The 21,231-nt window shown below is 74.3% G+C and carries 15 protein-coding genes; 12 read left to right on the top strand and 3 right to left on the bottom strand.

Annotated features, from left to right (window positions below):
- Positions 1-8: 8 nt before the first annotated feature.
- The 4 genes from AC3CHW_RS28810 (at position 9) to AC3CHW_RS28825 (ending at position 4,888) form a co-directional block, all read left to right on the top strand.
- Positions 9-998 carry a DUF1684 domain-containing protein gene (locus AC3CHW_RS28810; protein WP_398609967.1) on the top strand — a complete coding sequence of 330 codons (990 nt, stop codon included), beginning with the start codon at positions 9-11 and terminating at the stop codon, positions 996-998.
- Between the two features lie 282 nt (positions 999-1,280).
- Positions 1,281-2,204 carry a S1 family peptidase gene (locus tag AC3CHW_RS28815; RefSeq protein ID WP_398609968.1) on the top strand — a complete coding sequence of 308 codons (924 nt, stop codon included), beginning with the start codon at positions 1,281-1,283 and terminating at the stop codon, positions 2,202-2,204.
- A 195-nt stretch (positions 2,205-2,399) separates the two neighbouring features.
- Entirely contained in the window at positions 2,400-3,488 is a 1,089-nt protein-coding gene (locus tag AC3CHW_RS28820) for a slipin family protein (RefSeq protein WP_488468378.1), read from the top strand.
- A 338-nt stretch (positions 3,489-3,826) separates the two neighbouring features.
- Positions 3,827-4,888, top strand: a complete 1,062-nt coding sequence (locus AC3CHW_RS28825; protein ID WP_488468379.1) for a S1 family peptidase — start codon at positions 3,827-3,829, stop codon at positions 4,886-4,888.
- A 261-nt stretch (positions 4,889-5,149) separates the two neighbouring features.
- On the opposite strand, the gene AC3CHW_RS28830 is transcribed toward AC3CHW_RS28825, so the two are convergent.
- Complete coding sequence (locus tag AC3CHW_RS28830) at positions 5,150-5,581, bottom strand: subtilase-type protease inhibitor (protein WP_488468380.1); 432 nt, start codon at positions 5,579-5,581, stop codon at positions 5,150-5,152.
- A gap of 597 nt (positions 5,582-6,178) precedes the next feature.
- Here AC3CHW_RS28830 and AC3CHW_RS28835 point away from each other — a divergent pair.
- The 4 genes from AC3CHW_RS28835 (at position 6,179) to AC3CHW_RS28850 (ending at position 11,940) form a co-directional block, all read left to right on the top strand.
- A complete protein-coding gene (locus tag AC3CHW_RS28835; RefSeq protein WP_488468381.1) occupies positions 6,179-7,147 on the top strand; it encodes an ABC transporter permease in 969 nt (322 codons plus the stop codon).
- 196 nt (positions 7,148-7,343) lie between these two features.
- The gene (locus AC3CHW_RS28840) at positions 7,344-9,119 is read left to right on the top strand and encodes an ABC transporter substrate-binding protein (protein ID WP_488468382.1); all 1,776 of its coding nucleotides are present in this window, start codon (positions 7,344-7,346) and stop codon (positions 9,117-9,119) included.
- A gap of 17 nt (positions 9,120-9,136) precedes the next feature.
- Positions 9,137-10,129 carry an ABC transporter permease gene (locus AC3CHW_RS28845; RefSeq protein ID WP_488468383.1) on the top strand — a complete coding sequence of 331 codons (993 nt, stop codon included), beginning with the start codon at positions 9,137-9,139 and terminating at the stop codon, positions 10,127-10,129.
- Between the two features lie 50 nt (positions 10,130-10,179).
- Positions 10,180-11,940: a dipeptide ABC transporter ATP-binding protein gene (locus AC3CHW_RS28850; RefSeq protein WP_488468384.1), complete on the top strand. Its 1,761-nt coding sequence runs from the start codon at positions 10,180-10,182 to the stop codon at positions 11,938-11,940.
- Positions 11,941-11,998: 58 nt separating this feature from the next.
- On the opposite strand, the gene AC3CHW_RS28855 is transcribed toward AC3CHW_RS28850, so the two are convergent.
- Together AC3CHW_RS28855 and AC3CHW_RS28860 are read right to left on the bottom strand one after the other, a co-directional pair.
- A complete protein-coding gene (locus AC3CHW_RS28855) occupies positions 11,999-12,397 on the bottom strand; it encodes a RidA family protein (protein WP_176160893.1) in 399 nt (132 codons plus the stop codon).
- A gap of 48 nt (positions 12,398-12,445) precedes the next feature.
- A complete protein-coding gene (locus tag AC3CHW_RS28860; protein ID WP_488468385.1) occupies positions 12,446-13,474 on the bottom strand; it encodes an Rv2578c family radical SAM protein in 1,029 nt (342 codons plus the stop codon).
- A 145-nt stretch (positions 13,475-13,619) separates the two neighbouring features.
- Between AC3CHW_RS28860 and AC3CHW_RS28865 the strand changes: the two genes are divergently transcribed.
- The 4 genes from AC3CHW_RS28865 to AC3CHW_RS28880 all read left to right on the top strand — a co-directional run bounded on the left by AC3CHW_RS28865 (position 13,620) and on the right by AC3CHW_RS28880 (position 21,089).
- Complete coding sequence (locus tag AC3CHW_RS28865) at positions 13,620-14,063, top strand: SRPBCC family protein (protein ID WP_387604016.1); 444 nt, start codon at positions 13,620-13,622, stop codon at positions 14,061-14,063.
- A 533-nt stretch (positions 14,064-14,596) separates the two neighbouring features.
- The gene (locus tag AC3CHW_RS28870; RefSeq protein ID WP_488468386.1) at positions 14,597-17,254 is read left to right on the top strand and encodes an MFS transporter; all 2,658 of its coding nucleotides are present in this window, start codon (positions 14,597-14,599) and stop codon (positions 17,252-17,254) included.
- A gap of 365 nt (positions 17,255-17,619) precedes the next feature.
- Positions 17,620-20,166, top strand: a complete 2,547-nt coding sequence (locus AC3CHW_RS28875) for a SpoIIE family protein phosphatase (RefSeq protein WP_488468387.1) — start codon at positions 17,620-17,622, stop codon at positions 20,164-20,166.
- Between the two features lie 200 nt (positions 20,167-20,366).
- Positions 20,367-21,089, top strand: a complete 723-nt coding sequence (locus AC3CHW_RS28880; protein ID WP_488468388.1) for a class I SAM-dependent methyltransferase — start codon at positions 20,367-20,369, stop codon at positions 21,087-21,089.
- Positions 21,090-21,231: the final 142 nt, after the last annotated feature.

A 21,231-nucleotide genomic window follows, 5' to 3' on the forward strand; every position in this document is an offset into this window, starting at 1 on the left:
ACGACAGCATGACGGACACAGCGGCACAGCGCGGCACGGCGGCCACCCCGGCGCGGCCCGCGGCGACGGCCTCGCCCAAGGGCGCGGTGCGGCCGGGAACGATCCTGCACTCCACGGCCCGGACCGGTAGCGAGCCCGGGGCCGGCGGTGAGCCGGAGATACCGGGGCCGGACGCGGCCCGGCGCCAGCCGTCGGGCGAGACCTCCGAGCGAGCGGAGTGGCGCGCCTGGCTGCGGGAGCGAACCGAGGCGGTCGCCGCGCCGTACGGCCCGCTGTCGGTGACCGGCACCCACTGGCTGGCCGACGCGCCGGACGGCAGGCTGCCCGGCGTGCCAGGCCGGTGGACCGAGGACGGCGAGGAACTCGTGGTCAGCGCCACCGCCGAGGACCTGCTCGCGGTGGACGGCCAGCCGCTGGAGGGCGAGGCCAGGCTCGGGCCCGAGCACGGGCCGCTGGACGCCCGGGTCACCAGCGGCGACCGGCACCTGGTGGTGCTGCGCCGCGAGGGCCTGTGGGCGGTACGGGTCTTCGACCCCGACGCGGCGGCCCGGCGGGCGTTCGCGGGGATCGACGCATTCGACTACGCCGAGCGCTGGGCGGTGCCCGCCGTCTTCCGGCCGTTCCCCGAGGGGCGCACCATCCAGGTGGCCAACGCCGACGGGGCCCGGCGGGGGCTCGGGCTCACCGGCGAGGTGGTGTTCACGGTGGAGGGCGTGGAACACACGCTGGTGGCCGGGGACGAGGGGGACGGCTCGCTGTGGATCGTGCTCGCCGACGCCACCAGCGGGCGGGCCAGGGCCGAGGGCGGCAGCTACCGGTTCCGCTTCCTGCGTCCCGGCGCCCCGGGCGTCGACGGGAGGCTGACGTTGGACTTCAACCGCACCCTGCTGCCGCCGTGCGCGTTCACCGACCACTTCCTGTGCCCCTTCCCGCCGCCCGGCAACACCCTCCCGTTCCCGCTCACGGCGGGCGAGCGCAACCCGCTCGCGACGGGCTGAGCGGAGCCGGCCGCCGGCCCGGCGGGGAAGTGGGCCGGTGGGGCGGCGGGGGAGCGGGCCGTTCCGGGCGCGATGGGCGCCGGGCGCCGCCGAGGGCGGGTCAAGACCCCCTTGTGCGGCGCCGGCCGCAGCCCGAATACTTCCGGGCAGCGCTCGTGCGGGGGGACGTGAAGCGTGGCGGAAGCGTCGTGTAGCTGTGCCGTGTCGGGCAGCCGTACCCCCGTGGCCGTGCCACCCGGGGCCCGGCGCGGCAGCCGGCCCACGACTTCCCCGGAGGAAGAGTTGAGGAACACCCGCACCACGCTCCGCCCCCGCCCGCGCGGACGCGTCCGCCTCATCGGCGTGACCTGCGGACTCGCCGCCGTCTCCGCGCTCGCGGTGCCGGCCGCCGGAGCCGCCACCGACGCGCCGGCCGCGCCCGCCGCGGTCCGGGCGGCCACCGCGGGCGACGCGGTCCGCTCGGCGAACGTGCCCGGCACCGCCTGGTACGTCGACAAGGCCACCCACACCCTGGTCGTCACCGCCGACAGCACCGTCAGCCGGGCCGAGATATCCCGGCTCAGGCGCGCGGCGGGAGCGCACGCCGGCGCGATCCGCGTCGAGCGCACCCCTGGCACCTTCAACAAGCTCATCGCCGGCGGCGACGCCATCTACGCGGGCGACTGGCGCTGCTCGGCCGGGTTCAACGCGCGCAACGCCAAGGGCGAGTACTTCATCGTGACCGCCGGCCACTGCACCGACGGCAAGCCGCCCTGGTACACCACGTCGAACCACCGCACGAAGATCGGCAAGACCGTCGGGTCCAGCTTCCCCGGGAACGACTACGGCCTCATCCGCTACGACAACCGCTCCCTCAAGCACCCGGGGACCGTCAACCTGTACAACGGCTCGTCGCGCGACATCAAGAAGGCGGCCAACGCCACCGTCGGCCAGAAAGTCCAGCGCAGCGGCAGCACCACGGGGCTGCGCGGCGGCAAGGTCACCGGCCTGAACGCCACCGTCAACTACGGCGGCGGGGACGTGGTCTCCGGCCTCGTCCAGACCAACGTCTGCGCCGAGCCCGGCGACAGCGGCGGCGCCCTGTTCTCCGGCACCACCGCCCTCGGCCTCACCTCCGGCGGCAGCGGCGACTGCTCGTCGGGCGGCACGACGTTCTTCCAGCCGGTCAAGGAGGCCCTGAGCAAGTACAAGGTCAACGTCTACTGACCTGACCTGACCTGACCTGACCTGACCGGGCCCGGCCGTACGTGGCGGGCCGCCGCGCCGAGCGGCGGCGGCCCCGGCCGAGTCCGCCGCCCTCTCAACCAGGCATGACGGGGCCAATCGGGTGAATCAGGTCTATCGTGGACACCAGTAGCCCGGATGGGGCATCGCTCGCGCTATGGACGGCAGGTGGCCGTGATGATCGAGACGTTGCTGACGGTGTTGGTGGTGCTGCTCTGCTGCGGCGTGGTGTACGCCGTGGCGGGTGCCCGGGTGGTCAAGCAGTACGAGCGGGGCGTCGTCTTCCGGCTCGGCCGGCTCCGGCGCGAGGTGCGGCAGCCCGGCTTCACGATGATCGTGCCGGCGGTGGACCGGCTGCGCAAAGTGAACATGCAGATCGTCACCCTCCCGGTCCCCGCCCAGGAGGGCATCACCCGGGACAACGTGACGGTCCGGGTGGACGCCGTCGTCTACTTCAAGGTCGTGTCGCCGGCGGACGCGGTGGTGGCGGTGGAGGACTACCGGTTCGCGGTCTCCCAGATGGCGCAGACCTCGCTGCGCTCGATCATCGGCAAGAGCGACCTCGACGACCTGCTCTCCAATCGGGAGAAGCTCAACCAGGGCCTTGAGCTGATGATCGACAGCCCGGCCGTGGGCTGGGGCGTGCACATCGACCGGGTGGAGATCAAGGACGTGTCGCTGCCGGAGACGATGAAGCGGTCGATGGCCCGGCAGGCGGAGGCCGACCGCGAGCGGCGGGCCCGCGTGATCAACGCGGACGCGGAGTTCCAGGCGTCCAGGAAGCTCGCCGACGCGGCCAGCGAGATGTCCCGGCAGCCCGCCGCCCTGCAATTGCGCCTGCTCCAGACGGTGGTGGCGGTGGCGGCGGAGAAGAACTCCACGCTGGTGCTGCCCTTCCCGGTGGAGTTGTTGCGCTTCCTCGAACGGGCCCAGCAGCCGGCCGCGCCGCCGCCCGCCGACGGCTCTGACGGCTCCACCGGCTCTAGCGCGAACGGCCCCTCGGCGGACGGCTCCGCCGCGCTTGGCTCCCCAGCCGACGAGCCGGTGGCCGAGCCGTCCGGTGCCGCCCCGGCCGGCGCGCCGGGTGCGGGGCAGGCTCCGGCGCGCGCCGGGGCGCTCGCGGGCGTCACGGCCCGGCGCGCGGCCGGCGAGGCGCCGGCGTCCACGGCGCGGGCCCGTACCCAGGGCACCCCGGCGCGGGCCGGCGGCGAGGCCGGGCCGGGCGCCGTCGCGTCCCGCGACGAGCGGCGCGACGACGGGCGCTAGCCGACCCGCGCGCGCCGGCCGCGCCCCGCTGGGCCGGACGGCGAACGGGCGGCAGTATCAGCCACTCGCGGCGATCACCGCAGGTGTGCGGCCCCGCACGGCACGTGTCCGGGTGCGGTTCCGACGTGGGCGCGGTAGGTGTGTTCTGTGACTCGGGTAGCGCGTGGGGCGCGTCAAGGCAGCGACTTGAACGCGACCTTGTGTGCCGCGCGAGAGCCTGGGAATACTCAGCGGAGCAACTTGGCATGGACGCGTCCTCCTGGTGAGCGGCCCGTACATGCCTCCTCCGGGCCCGAACCCCCACAAGCCGGGCCCATCCCCCCACTGGAGGTCTTGAGTTGAAGCGCACAAGCGTACGCCGTTCGGTCATCGCCGGCGCCGGCGTAGCGGCACTGATCACCACCACCCTCACGCTCCAGAGCGCCAACGCGGCGCCCACCGCCCCCGACCCCCTCACGGCCACCGCCGCCGGCGCGCTGGCCACCGACATCACCGCCGACCTCGGCGCTGACGCCGCGGGCTCGTACTACGACGCCAAGGACCGCAAGCTCGTCGTGAACGTGGTGGACGACTCCGCCGCCGAGCGGGTGCGCGCGGCCGGCGCCGAACCCCGGGTCGTCAAGCACTCGCTGGCCGCGCTGAACCAGGCGCGCGGCACCCTCAAGGCCAAGGCCACCATCCCCGGCACGTCCTGGGCGATGAACCCGAAGAGCAACACGGTCGTCGTCACCGCCGACCGCACGGTGCGGGGCGGCAAGCTGGCCAAGCTGACCAAGGTCACCGACTCGCTCGGCGACCGGGTCACGGTCAAGCGCTCGACCAACACCCTCAAGCCGCTGCTCGCGGGCGGCGACGCGATCTGGGGCAGCGGCTCCCGCTGCTCGCTCGGCTTCAACGTCACCAAGGGCGGCGAGCCGTACTTCCTGACCGCGGGTCACTGCACCAACGCCGTCTCCGGTTGGTCGGACTCGCAGGGCGGCCAGCAGGTCGCGGCGACCGAGGGCGGCAGCTTCCCGGGCGACGACTACGGCATCGCCAAGTACACGGCCGACGTCCCGCACCCGAGCGAGGTCAACCTGTACGGCGGCACGCAGGCGATCGCCAAGGCCGGCGAGGCCACCGTCGGCCAGAAGGTGACCCGCAGCGGTAGCACCACCCAGGTGCACGACGGCGACGTCACCGCGCTCGACGCCACCGTCAACTACCAGGAGGGCACGGTCGAGGGACTGATCCAGACCACCGTGTGCGCCGAGCCCGGCGACAGCGGGGGCTCGCTCTTCGCGGGCGACACCGCGCTGGGCCTGACCTCGGGCGGCAGCGGCAACTGCGGCTCGGGCGGCGAGACCTTCTTCCAGCCGGTGACCGAGGCCCTGCAGGCCACCGGGACGCAGATCGGCTGACCGGCGCGTGAGCGTCGGCGCGGCGCACGGCCCGTAGGCCGTACGACCCGTCGGCGGGCGCCGCGCGCCGCGCGACCCCCCGCACGGGGAGCGGCCCCCGGACACCCACACCGTGTCCGGGGGCCGCTCGTGCGCGCGGCGCTCACCGCCGCCGGCCCGTCGTCCCCGTGGGACCGCCCGGTGGGCCGGGCCGATCACGGGTCGCGCCCGGCGGGTGGAGCGCGCTCGGCGGGCGGATCGCGCTCGGCGGGCGGGCCGGGCTCAGAAGTGGAAGACCGTGCCCCGGGCGGCCTGCTGGAGGCAGGAGTTGCCGAAGGTGTGCGTGAAGGAGACGTTCCGCCCCTCCCACACGCCCTGCGCCACGACGGTGACCGGGTCGTACTCGCGGGTGCAGAACGAGCCGTCGGCCGACTCGGTCATGTGGGCGAAGTCCGCGCCGGTGACGCCCAGCTCGGCGCAGGCGGCGGTCGGCGCCGGGTGGCTGCCGCCCGCCTTGGGCTGACAGGACAGGGTCACGGCGCGGGTGGCGACGGCCGTGGCGTCCTCGCCCGGCGCGACCGAGAGCACCAGGGACGAGGGCGGGTACAGCGAGGTGGTGCCGGCGGGCGCGGCGTGCGCGGTCCCGACGGTGGTGGCCAGGCAGCCGATGCTCAGCGCCGCGGCCAGTGCGAGTCCCCCAGCGATCTTCCGCATGTCGAACACTCCCTTGTTCGAGGTGGCAGATACGGACCGGAGTCTTACGGACGCATGCGGTGATCGCACGCGCGATGGCTCGCTTCCGGTCACCACTCGTAATCGAACGGTGGCTTATCGTGGCGTGACGCCTGGATGTGTCGGGGTGCGGTCGCGATGCGGGGACCTGGGGCGCGTCGGTGCGTCGGGGTGGGTTGGGCGCGCGGAGTGCGCCGTGTGGGTTCGAAAGCCGGCTGGCGCGGATCGGCTGGAACGCATCGCTCGCACGCTCGCCCGTCATGGATGGACAGGCGCGCGCCGTCGATTGTCCTCTCAATCAAGGTCGATTGTTCGTTGAACCTTGGAACTGAAGGCAGTGTGAGCGGAATCTCAGCGGTCGGCCCGCATGTGACGCCCGCCGGGTGCTGTGCGGCTTTTGTCCGGGTTTTTATTTCGGGTGCGTTACGTAAGCGTGAAATAAAGCCGCATCCGTGAAATGTTTTCTTCGTCGTTTATGAGCCATCGAAAGAGATGATTTGCCACTGCATCGAGCCGTCGTTCTAATAGTCGCGAACCGGCTGCGGGCGATCCCCGCTGAGATTCAGGAGAACGGCAGCGATGGCCGAAGTGATGGCCGAAGTGAAGTCCAGTGGGCCCGCGGGTCCACTCGTCACCGCCGCCCGCGCGCTGCGCCGCGACCGGGTCGGGATGGCCGCCCTCGGTGTCGTCCTGCTGTGTGCCGTGCTCGCCGTCTGCGCGCCCCTGATCGCCGCGCTCTACGGCAAGAACCCCACCGAGCACTATGGCCAGAACGACCCTGACCTGCTCAGTCCCGAGGGTCTGCCGGTGCGGCCGAACGGCGGCATCTCCGCCGACTTCTGGTTCGGGCTCGAACCGGGGCTCGGCCGCGACGTGCTGACCCAGTTGCTCTACGGCATGCGCACCTCGCTGCTCATCGCCCTCGCCTCGGTCGCCGTCATCGCCGTCATCGGCATCGTGCTCGGGGTGACCGCCGGTTATCTGAGCGGAATCACGGACCGGGTATTCAGCTTTATCTGCAATGTGCTACTCGCATTTCCCACGTTGCTGCTTCTGCTCGCCCTCAGCCCCATCATCCAGACCCGATTCGTCTCACCCGGCGAAAACGAACCCGCCTGGATGCAGTTCGCCGTCCTCATCGCGGTCTTCTCCGCCTTCGGCTGGGTGCCGCTGGCCATGGTGCTGCGGACGACCGTGCGGTCGCTGCGGGAGCGCGAGTTCGTCGAGGCGGCCCGGGCGGTCGGCGCGGGGCGGCGGCACATCATCTTCCGGGAACTGCTGCCCAACGTCTGGGCCCCGGTGCTGGTGCACGTCACGCTCGCCGTGCCGGGCATCGTCACCGCCGAGGCCGCGCTGTCCTTCCTCGGCGTGGGCATCAACGAACCGATCCCCAACTGGGGCCGGATGATCTCGCGCGGCTCCGAGGTCTTCTACGACGACCCCACGTACATGGTCTTCCCCGGCGTCACCATCCTCGTCTTCGTCCTCGCCTTCAACCTGCTCGGAGACGCCGTGCGCGACGCCATCGACCCTCGCACGGCCCGCTGACCCTCCGGCGCCCCGGGCCGCGCCGGAAGCGCCGCGAGCGCCCGCCCGCACGGCGGACAACCGCCCCCGAGCGCCGCGCCTCCCGCCCCGGGCCCGCGCGCCAACACATCCCCCCCACACACACATCACCCCAAGCCACTCTGCGTCCTCTTGTCACCAACCCGCCCCATCCGTACCTTCCGCATCGGAGTTCCGCATGCCCAGCAAGCCCAGCCACCGCCCGCGCACCGTGGCCGTGCCGGCCATCGCCGTCGTCGCCGCCACGCTGCTGTGCTCCTGCTCCGCCGGTGCGGGCACGAGCGGCGGCGACGACCCGGCGCCGAAGGAGACCGCCCCGCTGACGGCGGCCCTCGGCACCGCCAAGGACAGCACCGGCCCCGCCCCCGCGATCGACGGGGCCCGCAAGGGCGGCACCATCCACATCGCCAACCCCACCGGCTACGCGCACCTGGACCCGCAGAAGATCTACGCCGGCGAGACGTACAACACCTCGCTGCTGTGGGGCCGGCAGCTCACCCAGTACCAGGTGGTGGACGGCAAGCCCACCCTCGTCGGCGACCTGGCCACCGACACCGGCACCTCGTCGGACGGCGGCCGGACCTGGACGTACCGCCTCAAGGACGGCATCGCCTGGGAGGACGGCAAGCCGGTCACCGCGCAGCAGGTCAAGTACGGCATCCAGCGCACCTTCGCGCCCGGCTTCGAACTCGGGCCCACCTACTGGCCGGAGTGGCTGACCGGCTCGGCCGACCGCACCGCGGCGGTCAAGAAGTACGGCGGCCCCAAGGACGGCGACCTCGACGCCATCGAGACGCCGGACGACAAGACGATCGTCTTCCACTTCCCCAAGCCGCAGGCCGACGTGCCCTACATGGCCGCCCAGTCCTCCTCGTCACCGGTCCGCGAGGACAAGGACACCGGCACCGGGTACGACATCAAGCCGCTGGCCACCGGCCCGTACCGGATCGTCGAGCACCGGCAGAACCAACACCTGACGCTGGAGCGCAACCCGCACTGGAAGCCCGAGACCGACTCCATCCGGCACCAGTACGCCGACCGCTTCGAGTTCACCTTCGGCAAGAAGGCCCTCAACACCAGCCAGGAGATCCTCGCCGGACGCGGCGACGGCGCCTCCTCCGTCACCACCCGGGCCGACCTGCCGCCCGAGCTGTTCCGCGAGACCGAGCGCGACCCGGCCAAGCGGAAGCTCGTCGTCAGCGGCCGGCAGGGCGCGTACGTCAACGACCTGTACATCAAGAACAGTCGCGTCACCGACCCCGAGGTGCGCAAGGCCATCGCCTACCTCTTCCCGCGCCAGCAGGCCCGCCAGGTGATGGGCGGCCCGCGGGCCGGCGAGTTCGCCACCACGCTCTCCTCGCCGGCCGTCGTGGGCTGGAAGAAGTACGACCTGTTCCCCGCGCCGCCCACCGGGGACATCGCCAAGGCCAAGGAGCACCTGGCCAAGGCGGAGAAGCCGGTGACGAAGCTGACGTACGCCTACGAGAGCGACCCGGTGCAGGACCGCCTCGCCCAGGTCCTCGTCGACGCCTTCGGCAAGGCCGGCATCACGCTGGTCACCAAGCCGCTGGACCCGGCCTCCTTCACCCACCAGGTCTTCCGCGGGCCCGCCCCGTACGACCTGTGGCTGAGCACCAACTCGGTGGACTGGCCGACGCCCTCCACGCTGCTGCCCGACGGCTACCACAGCAAGCTGGACGCGCTCTCCAACGGCATCCGGTACAACAACCCGGCCGTGGACAAGGAGTTGGAGCGGATCGAGAAGATCGGCGACGCGCGGCAGAAGGCCGCGGCCCTCATCGACCTCGAACAGGTCGTGATGAAGGACGCCCCCGTGGTGCCGTTCCTCTACCCGCACGTCTCCCAGGTGCGCGGCGAGAACATCGGCGGCGCGTTCATCCACCCCATCTACGGCAGCATCAGCGCGGCCTGGCTCTACCGCGCCGACTCCTGACCCGGGACCCACACTCCATGCTCAGCTACGTCCTCCGACGGACCCTCCAGGCGGCGGCGGTACTCCTGGCGATCACCGCCGCCGCCTTCGGGCTCTTCTACGCCGCGCCGTCCGACCCGGCGCTCATCGCCTGCGGGCCCAAGTGCGACACCGCCCAGGTCGAGGCCGTGCGCCACAGCATGGGCCTGGACCAACCCCTGGTGGCGCAGTACGTCGACTACCTCGGCGGACTGGTCACCGGGCGCACCATCAACGACGTGGACGGCACGCCCATCGAGTGCGGCGCGCCCTGCCTCGGCTACTCGTACACCCTGCACCAGCCGGTCACCGAGGCCATCGCCGACCACCTGCCGGTCACCCTGTCGCTCGCCGTCGGCGCGCTCGCGGTGATCGTGGTGCTCGGCGTCGGCACCGGCCTGGTCTCCGCGCTGCGCCGCGGCAGCCGCACCGACCGGATGCTGTCCGCCTTCACCCTGGTCGGCGCCAGCGTGCAGATCTACTTCCTCGGCTACGCCTTGCAGTACCTGCTCGTGTACAGCACCGACCTCTTCCCGCTGCCCGAGTACGTGCCGCTGGCCGACGACCCGGGCGGCTGGGCCGCCGGGCTGCTGCTGCCGTGGCTGGTCCTCGGGTTCGTCAACGCGGCCGTCTTCGCCCGGCTCTCGCGCGCCCAACTCCTGGAGGTCATGCACGAGGGGTACGTGCGCACCGCGCGCGGCAAGGGGCTCAGCGCGCGCCGGGCCCACCTGAAGTACACGGCGCGCGGCGCGGCGCCGCCGCTCGTGCAGTTGCTCGGCCTGGAGGCGGGCGCGCTGTTCGGCGGCGCGTTCATCACCGAGACCGTCTTCGGCCTCGGCGGCGTCGGCAAGTTGGCCGTGGACGCGGTGGTCGGCAACGACCTGCCGACCGTGGTGGGCACCGTGCTACTGGCCGCGCTGTGCGTGGTCGTCTTCGTCGCCGTCGCCGACCTCGTCGTCGCCTGGCTCGACCCCCGGGTACGGCTCGCATGAGCGCCACCGCCGCCCGGCGGCCGGGCCGCCCGCCCCGAGAGGAAGCCCCCATGGCCGAACCAGGCCACCCCGCGCTGCGGGTTCGCGACCTGTCCGTCTCCTTCACCCGCGCGCGCGACGCCCACGGCGGCGCCGACGCGGTGCCCGCCGTACGCGAGTTGACCTTCGAGGTGGCGCCCGGCGAGGTGCTCGGCCTGGTCGGCGAGTCCGGCTCGGGCAAGTCCACCGTCGGCCTGGCCGCCCTCGGCCTGCACGACGCGGCCCGTACCCGCGTCACCGGCAGCATCCAGGTCGGCGGCACGGAGATCGTCGGCGCCAGCGAGAAGCGGCTGTGCGCCGTGCGCGGGTCCCGGGCCGCCATGGTCTTCCAGGACGCTCTCGCCGCCCTCTCGCCCTTCCACACCGTCGGCGCCCAACTCGCCGAGGCGTACCGGCTGCACCACCCGGGCGCCGGGCGGGCGGCGGCGCGCGAGCGGGCCAGCGAGATGCTGGAGCGGGTCGCCATTCCCGCCGCGCGCGCCCGCGACTACCCGCACCAGTTCTCCGGCGGCATGCGGCAGCGCGTCATGATCGCCATGGCCCTGGTCAACTCGCCGGACCTGCTCATCGCCGACGAGCCGACCACCGCGCTCGACGCCCGCGTCCAACGCCAGGTGCTGCGCCTCCTCGACGAGCTGCGCCGCGAGCACGGCACCGCCGTGCTGCTCGTCACCCACGACGTCGGGGTGGTCGCCGAGATGGCCGACCGGATGCTGGTGCTGCGCGGCGGCCGGGAGGTCGAGCAGGGCCCGGCGGAGAAACTGCTGACCGCCGCGAGCGAGCCGTACACCCGGGCGCTGATCGGCGCCGCGCCCACGCTGCGCACCGAGCCGGGCACCCGGCTGCCGACCGTGGACGACCCGGACCCGGCGCCCGCGCCGGCGCGCGCCCCGTCCGCGCGGCGGGGCGGGGCGACGCCCGCGCGGCCCGCCGGGCGCGAGGAGTCCGCCGCCCCGACCACGGTGCCGGCCGCCGGCAAGCCCGTGCCGCCGATCGCCGAGGTGCGCGGGCTGCGGGTGGAGTTCCCGGCGCGTGGGCCCCGGCTGCCGGGGCTGCGCCGGCCGCCGCTCCAGGCCGTGCGCGGCATCAGCCTGGCCATCGCGCCCGGCGAGACGCTGGGCCTGGTGGGGGAGTCCGGGTCGGGCAAGTCCACCACGGCCCGGGTGCTGGCCGGCCTCCAGCGGCCGACCGCCGGCACCGTCCGCTTCGACGGGCGGGACATCTCCGCCGCCGCCCGCTCCACCGCCCTGCGCCGCGAGCTGAGCCGCGAGGTGCAGCTCGTCTTCCAGGACCCGTACGCCTCGCTCAACCCGCGCCGCACCGTCGAGCAGATCGTCACCATGCCGCTCCAGGTCCACACCCGACAGGGCGCGGCCGAGCGGCGGGAGCGCGCGGTGTGGCTGCTGGAGCGGGTGGGGCTGCGGGCGGAGCACCTCGGGCGCTATCCGCACGAGTTCTCCGGCGGCCAGCGGCAGCGCGTCGGCATCGCCCGGGCGCTGGCCGTCGAACCGAGGCTGCTGATCGCCGACGAGCCGGTGTCCGCGCTCGACGTCTCCGTCCAGGCCCAGGTGCTGAACCTGCTGATGGATTTGCGCGAGGAGTTCGGCCTCTCGCTGCTGTTCGTCTCGCACGACCTGGCGGTGGTGCGGCACTTCTGCGACCGGATCGCGGTGTTGCGCGGCGGCGAGATCGTGGAGACCGGCACCCGCGACGAGGTCTTCGACCAGCCGTCGCACGACTACACCCGGGAACTGCTGGCCGCGACCCTGTGACCGGCGCCGCGCCGCGCCACGGACGGGCGCCCCGACCGTCGGGGCGCCCGGCCGTCGCTCAGGCGCGGAGCACGGCCAGCGCGTCGACCTCGACCAGCAACTCGGGCCGGATCAGCCCGGCGACCTGGACGGCCGAACTGGCCGGGGGCCGCGCGGTGTCCACGTACGCGTCGCGGGCGGCGCGCACGGCCGGCAGGTGGGCGACGTCGGTGACGTAGAAGGTCAGCTTCACCACGTCGGCGAAGCTCGCGCCGGCCGCCTCCAGGCAGCGCTGGAGGTTCGCGAACACCTGGCGGGCCTGGGCCTCGGGGTCGTCGCGGCCCACCAGTTCGCCCTGGGCGTCCACGGCTATCTGCCCGGAGACGGCCACGAGCGTGCCCGTGCCGATGACGACGTGGCTGAAGCCGTTGCCCGGCGCGACGCCGTCCGGTGCGGTGATGTGCTGGTGCTCGGCCATGGGACTCCTCGCGGTGCGGGTGGTACGGCGGCTGCCGCCGACCCGTTTCTACAACAGCGCGAGCTGCGTCCCGGCGGCCGGGTCGGGCGGGGCGGGCGCGGCCGGCGGCCTGGGGAGCGCGCGGGCCGCGCCGGGGCCGGCCGGGCCGATGCCGTACTCGGTGGCCAGCTCGTGCACCTGTCGGGTGATGCGGCGCTGGTACCAGGTCGGCGCGTACGCCCCGTTCGCGTACAGCGCGTCGTAGCGCCGGCGCAGCCGCGGGTGGTGCTGGTCGAGCCAGGCCAGGAACCACTCGCGGGCGCCCGGCCGCAGGTGCAGCACCAGCGGCGTGACCGAGGTCGCCCCGGCCGCGGCGATGGCGGCCACCGTGCGGCGGAGCTGCTCGGGCGAGTCCCCCAGGTACGGGATGACCGGGGCCATCAGGACGCCGCAGGCTATGCCGTGGTCGGTCAGGGTGCGCACGGTGTCGAGCCGCCGCTCGGGCGAGGGCGTGCCGGGCTCGACGGTGCGCCACAGCTCCGGGTCCGTGAAACCGACGGACATCGAGACGCCCACGTCGCTACGGGCCGCCGCCGCCCGCAACAGCTCCAGGTCGCGCAGGATCAGCGTGCCCTTGGTGAGGATCGAGAAGGGGTTGGACCGCTCGATGAGGGCGGACAGAATGCCGGGCATCAGCCGATACCGACCCTCGGCGCGTTGGTAACAGTCGACATTGGTGCCCATCGCGATGTGCTCGCCGGTCCAACTCCCGGCGGCCAACTCGCGACGCAGCACCTCGGGCGCGTTGACCTTCACCACGATCTGCGAGTCGAAACCGATGCCGGTGTCCAGGTCGAGATAGCTGTGCGTCTTGCGCGCGAAGCAGTACACACACGCGTGTGAGCAGCCGCGATAGGGGTTGACGGTCCACTCGAACGGCATCCGGGACGCGCCCGGCACGCGGTTGACCAGCGAGCGGGCCCGCACCTCGTGGAAGGTGATGCCGCGGAACTCGGGGGTGTCGAAGGTGCGCGTCACGCTGGCCGTGCCGAACAGCGCGGGTGCCGCCTTCTCCTCCGCCAGGGTCTCCCAGCGCATGTGCACCTCCTCGGTCGTACGCCCTGCCTAATAGAACATACGTGCTATCCGGAGGGTGTCAACCTCCGATTTGGGCGGATGCCGGGAAGGTGGTTGGCTTGCCGATCACGCACGACAGCACGCGCACAGGACCGGAGGAACAGCGATGGCGCAGGTCGAGGCCACCACGGAGCGGATCATCAGGGCGGGCGCCGAGGACGTGTTCGATGCGCTCGCCGACTACAACGGCACCCGCCAGCGGGTCATGCCCGAGCAGTTCAGCGAGTACGAGGTACGCGAGGGCGGCGACGGCGAGGGCTCCCTGGTGCACTGGAAACTCCAGGCGACCAGCAAGCGGGTGCGCGACTGCCTCGTCGAGGTGACCGAGCCCACCGACGGCCAGCTCGTCGAGAAGGACCGGAACTCCACGATGGTCACCACGTGGATCGTGACGCCCGCCGGCGAGGGCTCCTCGCGCGTCGTGGTCACCTCCACCTGGACCGGCGCCGGCGGCATCGGCGGCTTCTTCGAGAAGACCTTCGCCCCCAAGGGGCTCGGCCGCATCTACGACGCCCTGCTGACCCGCCTCGCCGCGGAGCTGGAGAAGTGACCCGCTGACCGACCGACGGCAGCGGAGCTGACGGGGCGACGCCGGGCGCGCCCCGTCGGCGGCACGGCGCCGCACGGCGCCGAACCCACCGCCCCGGCCCGCCGACGGGCCACCCGCCCGGCCCTGCCGGGCCGCCTCGCGGGCCACGCCCCGTTCGCCCGGCCAGTCGTCCCGCCCGGCCCCGTACGCCCGGCCCGCCCCGCGACGTACGCCCGGCCCTCGCCTGGCCCCCCTGGCCCTCGGCCGGCCCCGCCCGGCCCGCCGCGCCCGTCCGGTCGCCGCCCGCCGCCCCGGAGTCGACGCCGAGCGCGCGGGGTGCCCACTCACCGGAACGAGTGGACTTGTCGACGCCGAGCCGGCCTCGCCCGCCCCCGCCGTGGGCGGTGAAACCCCTGATGGGCGCGCGACAGGCGCTTCGGACAAGGGAGTTGGGGCCCGCCGCCGCCATGTTTCAGGGATTCGTCGCGGTTGCTCGCGGTTGTCGCGTAATGCGAGAAATGGTCGCGGTGTAGACGTGACGACGGGAGCGGTACGTGGGCGGGACCACCCTGGCGGACCGGGACGAGCCAAGCACGGCGCTCGGCCCGGACCCCGCGACCCAGGACGACAGGACGGCGCGGGAGCCGACGGTTGGACTCACCGTCGCGGCGGGACAGGCGCGGCCGGCACCCACCGGGTGGGGCGCGGCCGAGACGGCCGACCCCTGGCAGCCGGACGAGCCGCACCCGGCCGCTCCGGCGCCCGGTGCGCCACCGTCCGGCGCTGCCACCACCGACTCCCAGCCGCTCGGGCCGGGCCGGGCCGCGCTGGTCCGCGCCGGGTCGCTGCTGGCGCTGCTGCTCGCGGGCCTCGGCCAGACCGTCACCGCCGGCGCGCTGCCCGCCCTCGCGGCGGACGCGCACGGCGGCGACAGGCTGTCCTGGGTCGTGCTCTCCTACCTGCTGGCCGCGGCGCTCGCGCTGCCGGTCTACGGCAGGCTCGGCGACCTCGTGGGCCGCAAGGGCCTGTTCCTGATCGCCGTCCTGGTGTTCGTCGCCGGCTCCGCGCTGGCGGGCTGGGCCCGCACGATGGACGAACTCATCGTCTTCCGCGCCCTCCAGGGCGCCGGCGCCGGCGGTCTCGTCATGGGGGCCCAGTCGATCGCCGCGACCGTCGCCCCGCCCCGCTGGCGCGGGCGCTTCGCGGTCCTGCTCGGCGCCGTGTTCGGGCTCGCCGTCGCTGCGGGGCCGGCCGTCGGCGGGCTGGTCACCGAGCACGCCTCCTGGCGCTGGTGTTGCTACCTCGGCGTGCCGCTCGGCCTGTTGGCGCTGGTCGCCGCCCTGTGCGCGCCGCGAATGCCGCGCCCGGCCGGCCGGTCCGGGGCCGGCACGTTCGGCGCCCTGCTCATGGCCGCGGCCACCCTCTGCCTGGTGCTGCTGACGAGTTGGGGCGGCACGGACGGCGCCTGGGACGGGCGGACCGTCCTCGGCATCGGCCTCGGCGCCCTGGGCACCGTGCTCCTGTGCGTCGTCGTGCGGTACTTCGCCCGCCAGCGCGCCGCGCAGCCGCCCCGGGCGCGCGGCTCGCTCCTGACCGTCGACACGCTGGTCGGCGCGGCCGTGGGAATCGCGCTGTACGGGGCGAGCGACCAACTGCCCGCCCACCTCCACAGGACGGCCGGCGCCAGCGCGACGGAGACCGGGCTGCTGACGCTGCCGCTGCTGGGCGGCGCCGCCCTGGCCGCGCTCGTGGCGGGGCGGCTGGCCGGCCGCACGGGCCGCTTCCGCGCGTACCCGATCCTCGGCTGCGGCGTCGCGGCGGTCGGCATGTGGCTGCTGTCCCACCTCACCGCGGACACCTCCCGGCTGACGTACGGCCTGTGGACGGGCGTGCTCGGCCTCGGTGTCGGGCTCGTCCTGCCGGTTCTGGCGCTGGCGGTCCGGGGCGCCGGCGGGCCGGCCGGCGCGGGCCCGGCCACCGGCGGGCACCCGGGGTTGCGGCGGGTCGGCGGCGGCGTCGGCGTGGCCGTGCTCGGCGCGGTCCTCGCGCACCGGGCCGCCGACGCCGTGGCGCGTCACCTGCCCTCCGACGTCAGGGCCCCGGAGGTGGTCCGCTCGCTCCCCGAGGCCCTGCGCGACGGACACGTCGCCGCCCATGTCGACGCGCTGCCGCGCGTCTTCGGGTACCTCGTGCCCGTGCTCGTCCTCGGCTTCCTGCTCGCCCTGCTGCTGAAGGAGAATCCCTTGGCGTCCCAGACCGACCAGCACGACCCGGCCGTCCCCGCCGCGCGCGGCCTGGCCGACACCGTCACCAACGGCTCCCCGTCGCCCACCGCGGACCAGCGGGCGCCCGAGTCGTACGCCGACGCGTACACCACCGACCCGTGCGCCGACGACGCGTACGCCACCTCCTACGGCGCCGGCGACCAGCCGCGCTCGGACGCCCAGTTGCTGGCCGGCCCGCCGGTGTGCGGCACCGTGGCCCACCACGACGGCAGCACCGTCCCGCGCGCCGCGCTCACCCTGATCGACGTCGGCGGGCGGCAGGTCGGCCGGGGCGCGACGGGCGAGGACGGGCGGTACGCGCTGAGCACGCCGGGCGCGGGCGCCTACGTGCTGATCGCGGCGGCCAGCGGGCACCAGCCGCAGGCTGTCAGCGTCACCGTCGGCGAGCGGCCGATCGAACTCGACGTGGTGCTCGGCGGCGCGGGGCGGCTGGCCGGCGCGGTGCGCACGGCCGACGGCACGCCGGTGCGCGACGCGATGGTCACCCTCACCGACGTGCGCGGCGAGGTCGTCGCCTCCACCCGCAGCGGCCGGGAAGGCGGCTACCTGATCACGGAGTTGGTGGCCGGCGAGTACACGCTCGCCTCCAGCGCCCCCGCCTACCGGCCGGCCGCGCTGCCGGTGAGCGTGCAGGCGGCCCGCGAGACCCGGCAGGACATCGAGCTGGCCGGCGGCGCGGTGCTGCGCGGCACGGTGCGGGCCGGTGGCGGGCGCACCGTGGAGGACGCGCGGGTGACGCTGCTGGACGCGGCGGGCAACGTCGTGGACACGGCCACCACCGGGGCGGACGGCGTCTTCCGCTTCATCGACCTGTCGGCCGGCGAGTACACGGTGATCGCGGCCGGCTACCCGCCGGTCGCCACCGTGCTGCGGGTCGCCGGCGGCGGGCGCACGGAGCGCGATCTGCAACTGGGCTACGAGGACTGAGCGCCGCTCGCGGACGCGACGGCCACGCGCCGGCCACGCGCCGGGGACGCCGCGTGCGGCCCGGCGCGGCCCGGTGGGCGTACGCGAAGCCCACCGGGCGGTACGCGGGGTCCCGGGGAGCGTGGGGGCCGGGTCGGTGCGCCGACCCGGCCCCCAGGCGTGTGGCGGGACGGTCCCAGCGGCCCGTCCCACACCGGGCACGGGCGGCGGCGCGGTGTCGCGACGCTGTCCGGCGGCGTGGGGCGCACGCGGCGTGCGCCGGGCGCACTCCTATTCCGACAATGCCGCACACCGTGCCGCGCCCAGGCCGTACCGTAGCCGCGGGGGCGCAGATCTTGCGTACGCGTACGAAGGAGACTTCGCCAATGGACCACGGCGCGTCGCCGGGTGAGGGCGACGACAGGGTGACCCCGGAGCCACCGGCCCGGGCGGAGCGGTCGCCTGCCCCGGGGCGGATACCGCTCGCGGTGGTCGTGGTGGACGGCGCCGGGCTCGTCACGCACTGGAGCATCGGTGCGCGCAAGCTGTTCGGCTACGACCGGGAGGAGGCCGTGGGCGCGCCCGCGGTGGACCTCATGCCGGTCTCCGGCGCGTTCCGCGACGGCCGCGATGACCGCGACGGCCGGGGAGACGGCGGTGGACCGCGGCCCGCCGACGCCTCGGACGCCGACGCCTCGGACGAGGGCGGCGCCCTCGCCGACTTCGCCGATCTCGCCGACTTCGCGGGCCTCGGCCCCTCCCTCGACCTCTCGCTGACCGGCGGGTCCGGCTACCCCACCGCGGGCCGCGCGCACCTGGCCGCCACCGAGCGCGGCCCCGGCCAGGTGCTGTGGTGGGCCTACCCGCTGGTGGGGCCGGGGCCCGAGCGGCTGTTGCTGCTGGCCGCCGACGCGCGGCGGCTGGCCGGTGACCGGGACTGGCACGAGCGGGTGGCGCCCGGGTTCGCGCTGCACACCGAGTTCGGCGAGGCGCGGGAGCTGGCCCGCCGGCTGCCCGAGATCCTGCCCAGCATGAGCCCGCAGGAGAGCGCCCGCATCGTGGCGCAGGTGCTCGAACTGGGCTACCCCGTACTGGAGATCAGCCAGCACGAGCGGGTACCGGTCACCCCCGACTGGGGCGTGCCCAAGCGGGTCGAGCGGCGCGCCCGGCTGGAGCGGGTGGTCCGCGACGAGGCGGCGGACCCGCGGACGGCCGCCGCTGCCGCCGCCGAACTGGCCTCCGACCTGGAGTACGCGGCGGTCCGCGAGCGGCTGGAGTTCCTGAACGAGGTCAGCGGCGCCATCGGCACCTCGCTCGACCTCGCCCGCACCATCGAGGAGGTCAGCGCGGCGGTCGTGCCGCGCTTCACCGACGTGGCGGGCACCTACCTGCGCGAACAGGTCGTCGCCGGCGAGGGTTTCCCGGACGGCCCGCCCGACGCGACCACGATGTGGCACCGGGTGGCCGTGGAGCACAACGACGAACCGGGCCGCTGGGATGACGTCATCCCGGTCGGCGAGTCGATGCCCTTCCCCGTGCACACCCCGTTCTTCCAGTGCATGACCAGCGGCCAGCCGGTCCTGGTGCCGCGCATCTCCGAGCAGATGGGCAACGCGATCGCCGCGCAGTTCGAGAAGCGCGACATCAGCCCGCTGATCAACAACCGCTCCATGCTGGTGGTGCCGCTCAAGGCCCGCCAGGTGGTGCTGGGCTTCATGATCCTGCTCCGGCACCAGGAGCGGCCCGAGTTCAACGACATGGACCGGGTCACCGGCGCCGAACTCGCCGCGCGGGCCGGTCTCGTGCTCGACAACGCGCGGATGTACACCCACCAGGAGAACGTCGCCGAGACGCTCCAGGACAGCATGCTGCCGCACATCGCCCCGCGCATGGCCGGCTGCGACACCGCCACCCGGTACCTGCCCGGCACCCGGCTCGGCCGGGTCGGCGGCGACTGGTTCGACAGCGTCAAGCTGCCCGGCTCGCGCACCGCCCTGGTGGTCGGCGACGTGATGGGGCACGGACTGAACTCGGCCGCGATGATGGGCCAGTTGCGCACCGCCGTGCAGACCATGGCCGGCCTGGACATGCCGCCCACCCAGTTGCTCCGCCACCTCGACGACCTCGCCCAACGGCTCGGCGAGCACTACCTGGCCACCTGCCTGTACGCGGTCTACGACCCGATCGGCGGCGAGTTGGCCATCGCCAACGCCGGACACATCCCGCCCGTCCTCGTCCGGGCCAGGGACGGTCGCAGCGAGCTGCTCAACCTGCCCACGGGCGCGCCGATCGGCGTGGGCGGCGTGCCGTTCGAGACGGTGCGGGTGCCCGTCGAGCCCGGCGACCGGCTGGTGCTGTGCACGGACGGCCTGGTCGAGGTGCGCGGCGAGGACATCGCGGTGGGCCTGGCCGCGCTGTGCGAGTCCGCCGCCCACCCGGCCGCCTCCATGGACGACGCCTGCGACACCATCATCCGCTCGCTGGCCGGGACGTTGAACCGGGGCCGTGGCGGGCGCAAGGACGACGTGGCCCTGCTCATGGCCCGGTTGAACGGCATCGCCGCCGAGGACGTGGCCGACTGGGAGCTGGCCCCGCAGCCGCGCTCGGTGCGCGCCGTGCGCCGCTACGTCCGCGAGCGACTGTGCCGCTGGGGCCTGGACGAGGCCGTGCCCACCGCCGAGCTGCTGGTCAGCGAGGTGGTGACGAACGCGGTGCGGCACGCCAGGCAGGTCGTACGGGTGCGCCTGGTGCGCACGGACGCGCTGCTGTGCGAGGTGCGCGACGACGACCACACGCTGCCCGCGCTGCTGGACGCCGCGCCCGACGCCGAGTTCGGGCGCGGGCTGCGGGTGGTGAGCCGGCTGGCCAGCGAGTGGGGCACCAGCCGCACGGCCGAGGGCAAGACGGTCTGGTTCGAACAGTCACTGGGCTAGCTGTACCGACCCGCGACCCGCGACCGGCGCCCGCGTCCGGCGCCGGTCGGCCGGCCGGCCGGCAGGCGGACGGGTGGGCGCGGGCCCGGGTGGCGGCAGGCAGCGACGCGGGCGGCGGGACGGCGGCTGGCCGGTGGCGGAATGGGGAAACTTTCGATCGGCCGCTTGTGCCGGTCGGCCCCGGCCAGTAGCAATTGGGCATGACTGAGTCGACCGGCTACGTACGGGCCTGGGAAGAGTACTGGCGGGACGCCCCCACCGAGCCGGGCGGCATCCTGTGGGACGCTCCGGCGCAGCACACCGCGGGGCTGCACCTGCCGCTGTTCCAGGGCGAGTTCGACCCGGAGTTGCCGCTGCTCGACGTCGGGTGCGGAAACGGCACCCAGAGCCGCTACCTGGCCCAGCACTTCGACCGGGTGATCGGCGTGGACCTGTCGCACGCGGCCGTGGCCCGCGCCCGCGTCGACGACCCGGCGGGCGTGGCCAGCTACCGGCAGTTGGACGCGGCCAACCTGCCGGCCGTACGGGCGCTGCACGCCGAACTCGGCGACGCCAACATCTACCTGCGCGGCGTGCTGCACCAGTGCGACAGCCGCGACCTGGCGCGCGTCGCCGAGGCCATCGCGGTGCTGACCGGCGCGCGCGGGCGGGCCTTCGTCGTCGAACTGGCCGAGGAGGCCGGCCGGGTGCTGCGGGGCCTGGCCAGCGGGCCGGACGGGCCGCCGCCCAAGCTCGCCGCGGTCTTCGAGCACGGCATCGCCCCCGGCGAGGTCTCCGACCAGGTCGTGCCCGACCTGCTGAGCGCCGCGCGGCTGCGCTGCCTGGCGAGCGGCGAACTCCCCCTCACCACGACCGAACACGCCCCGGACGGCACGCTGATCGTCCTGCCGTCCGCGTGGTGGCTGGTGACGCGCGCCGCCTGACCGACCGTGACCGGCCCGGCGGGCCACCGGCTCGCCGGCTCGCCGGGCTGCCGTGCTGCCCGGACCCGACCCCGCGGCGAGGGGCGCGCGGCGCGTCGCCGTGCGGGCCGGCGCGCCCCGGTGCCATGGCGCCTGGTGCCCC

This window comes from Streptomyces sp. MGP-BFMKR1 (assembly GCF_057766585.1).

Excerpts from the sequence above, each read along its gene's own strand:
- AC3CHW_RS28810 (WP_398609967.1), top strand. The coding sequence starts at position 9 with ATGACGGACACAGCGGCACAGCGCGGCACGGCGGCCACCCCGGCGCGG.
- AC3CHW_RS28820 (WP_488468378.1), top strand. The coding sequence starts at position 2,400 with ATGATCGAGACGTTGCTGACGGTGTTGGTGGTGCTGCTCTGCTGCGGC.
- AC3CHW_RS28830 (WP_488468380.1), bottom strand. The coding sequence starts at position 5,581 with ATGCGGAAGATCGCTGGGGGACTCGCACTGGCCGCGGCGCTGAGCATC.
- AC3CHW_RS28835 (WP_488468381.1), top strand. The coding sequence starts at position 6,179 with ATGGCCGAAGTGATGGCCGAAGTGAAGTCCAGTGGGCCCGCGGGTCCA.
- AC3CHW_RS28840 (WP_488468382.1), top strand. The coding sequence starts at position 7,344 with ATGCCCAGCAAGCCCAGCCACCGCCCGCGCACCGTGGCCGTGCCGGCC.
- AC3CHW_RS28845 (WP_488468383.1), top strand. The coding sequence starts at position 9,137 with ATGCTCAGCTACGTCCTCCGACGGACCCTCCAGGCGGCGGCGGTACTC.
- AC3CHW_RS28850 (WP_488468384.1), top strand. The coding sequence starts at position 10,180 with ATGGCCGAACCAGGCCACCCCGCGCTGCGGGTTCGCGACCTGTCCGTC.
- AC3CHW_RS28855 (WP_176160893.1), bottom strand. The coding sequence starts at position 12,397 with ATGGCCGAGCACCAGCACATCACCGCACCGGACGGCGTCGCGCCGGGC.
- AC3CHW_RS28860 (WP_488468385.1), bottom strand. The coding sequence starts at position 13,474 with ATGCGCTGGGAGACCCTGGCGGAGGAGAAGGCGGCACCCGCGCTGTTC.
- AC3CHW_RS28865 (WP_387604016.1), top strand. The coding sequence starts at position 13,620 with ATGGCGCAGGTCGAGGCCACCACGGAGCGGATCATCAGGGCGGGCGCC.
- AC3CHW_RS28875 (WP_488468387.1), top strand. The coding sequence starts at position 17,620 with ATGGACCACGGCGCGTCGCCGGGTGAGGGCGACGACAGGGTGACCCCG.
- AC3CHW_RS28880 (WP_488468388.1), top strand. The coding sequence starts at position 20,367 with ATGACTGAGTCGACCGGCTACGTACGGGCCTGGGAAGAGTACTGGCGG.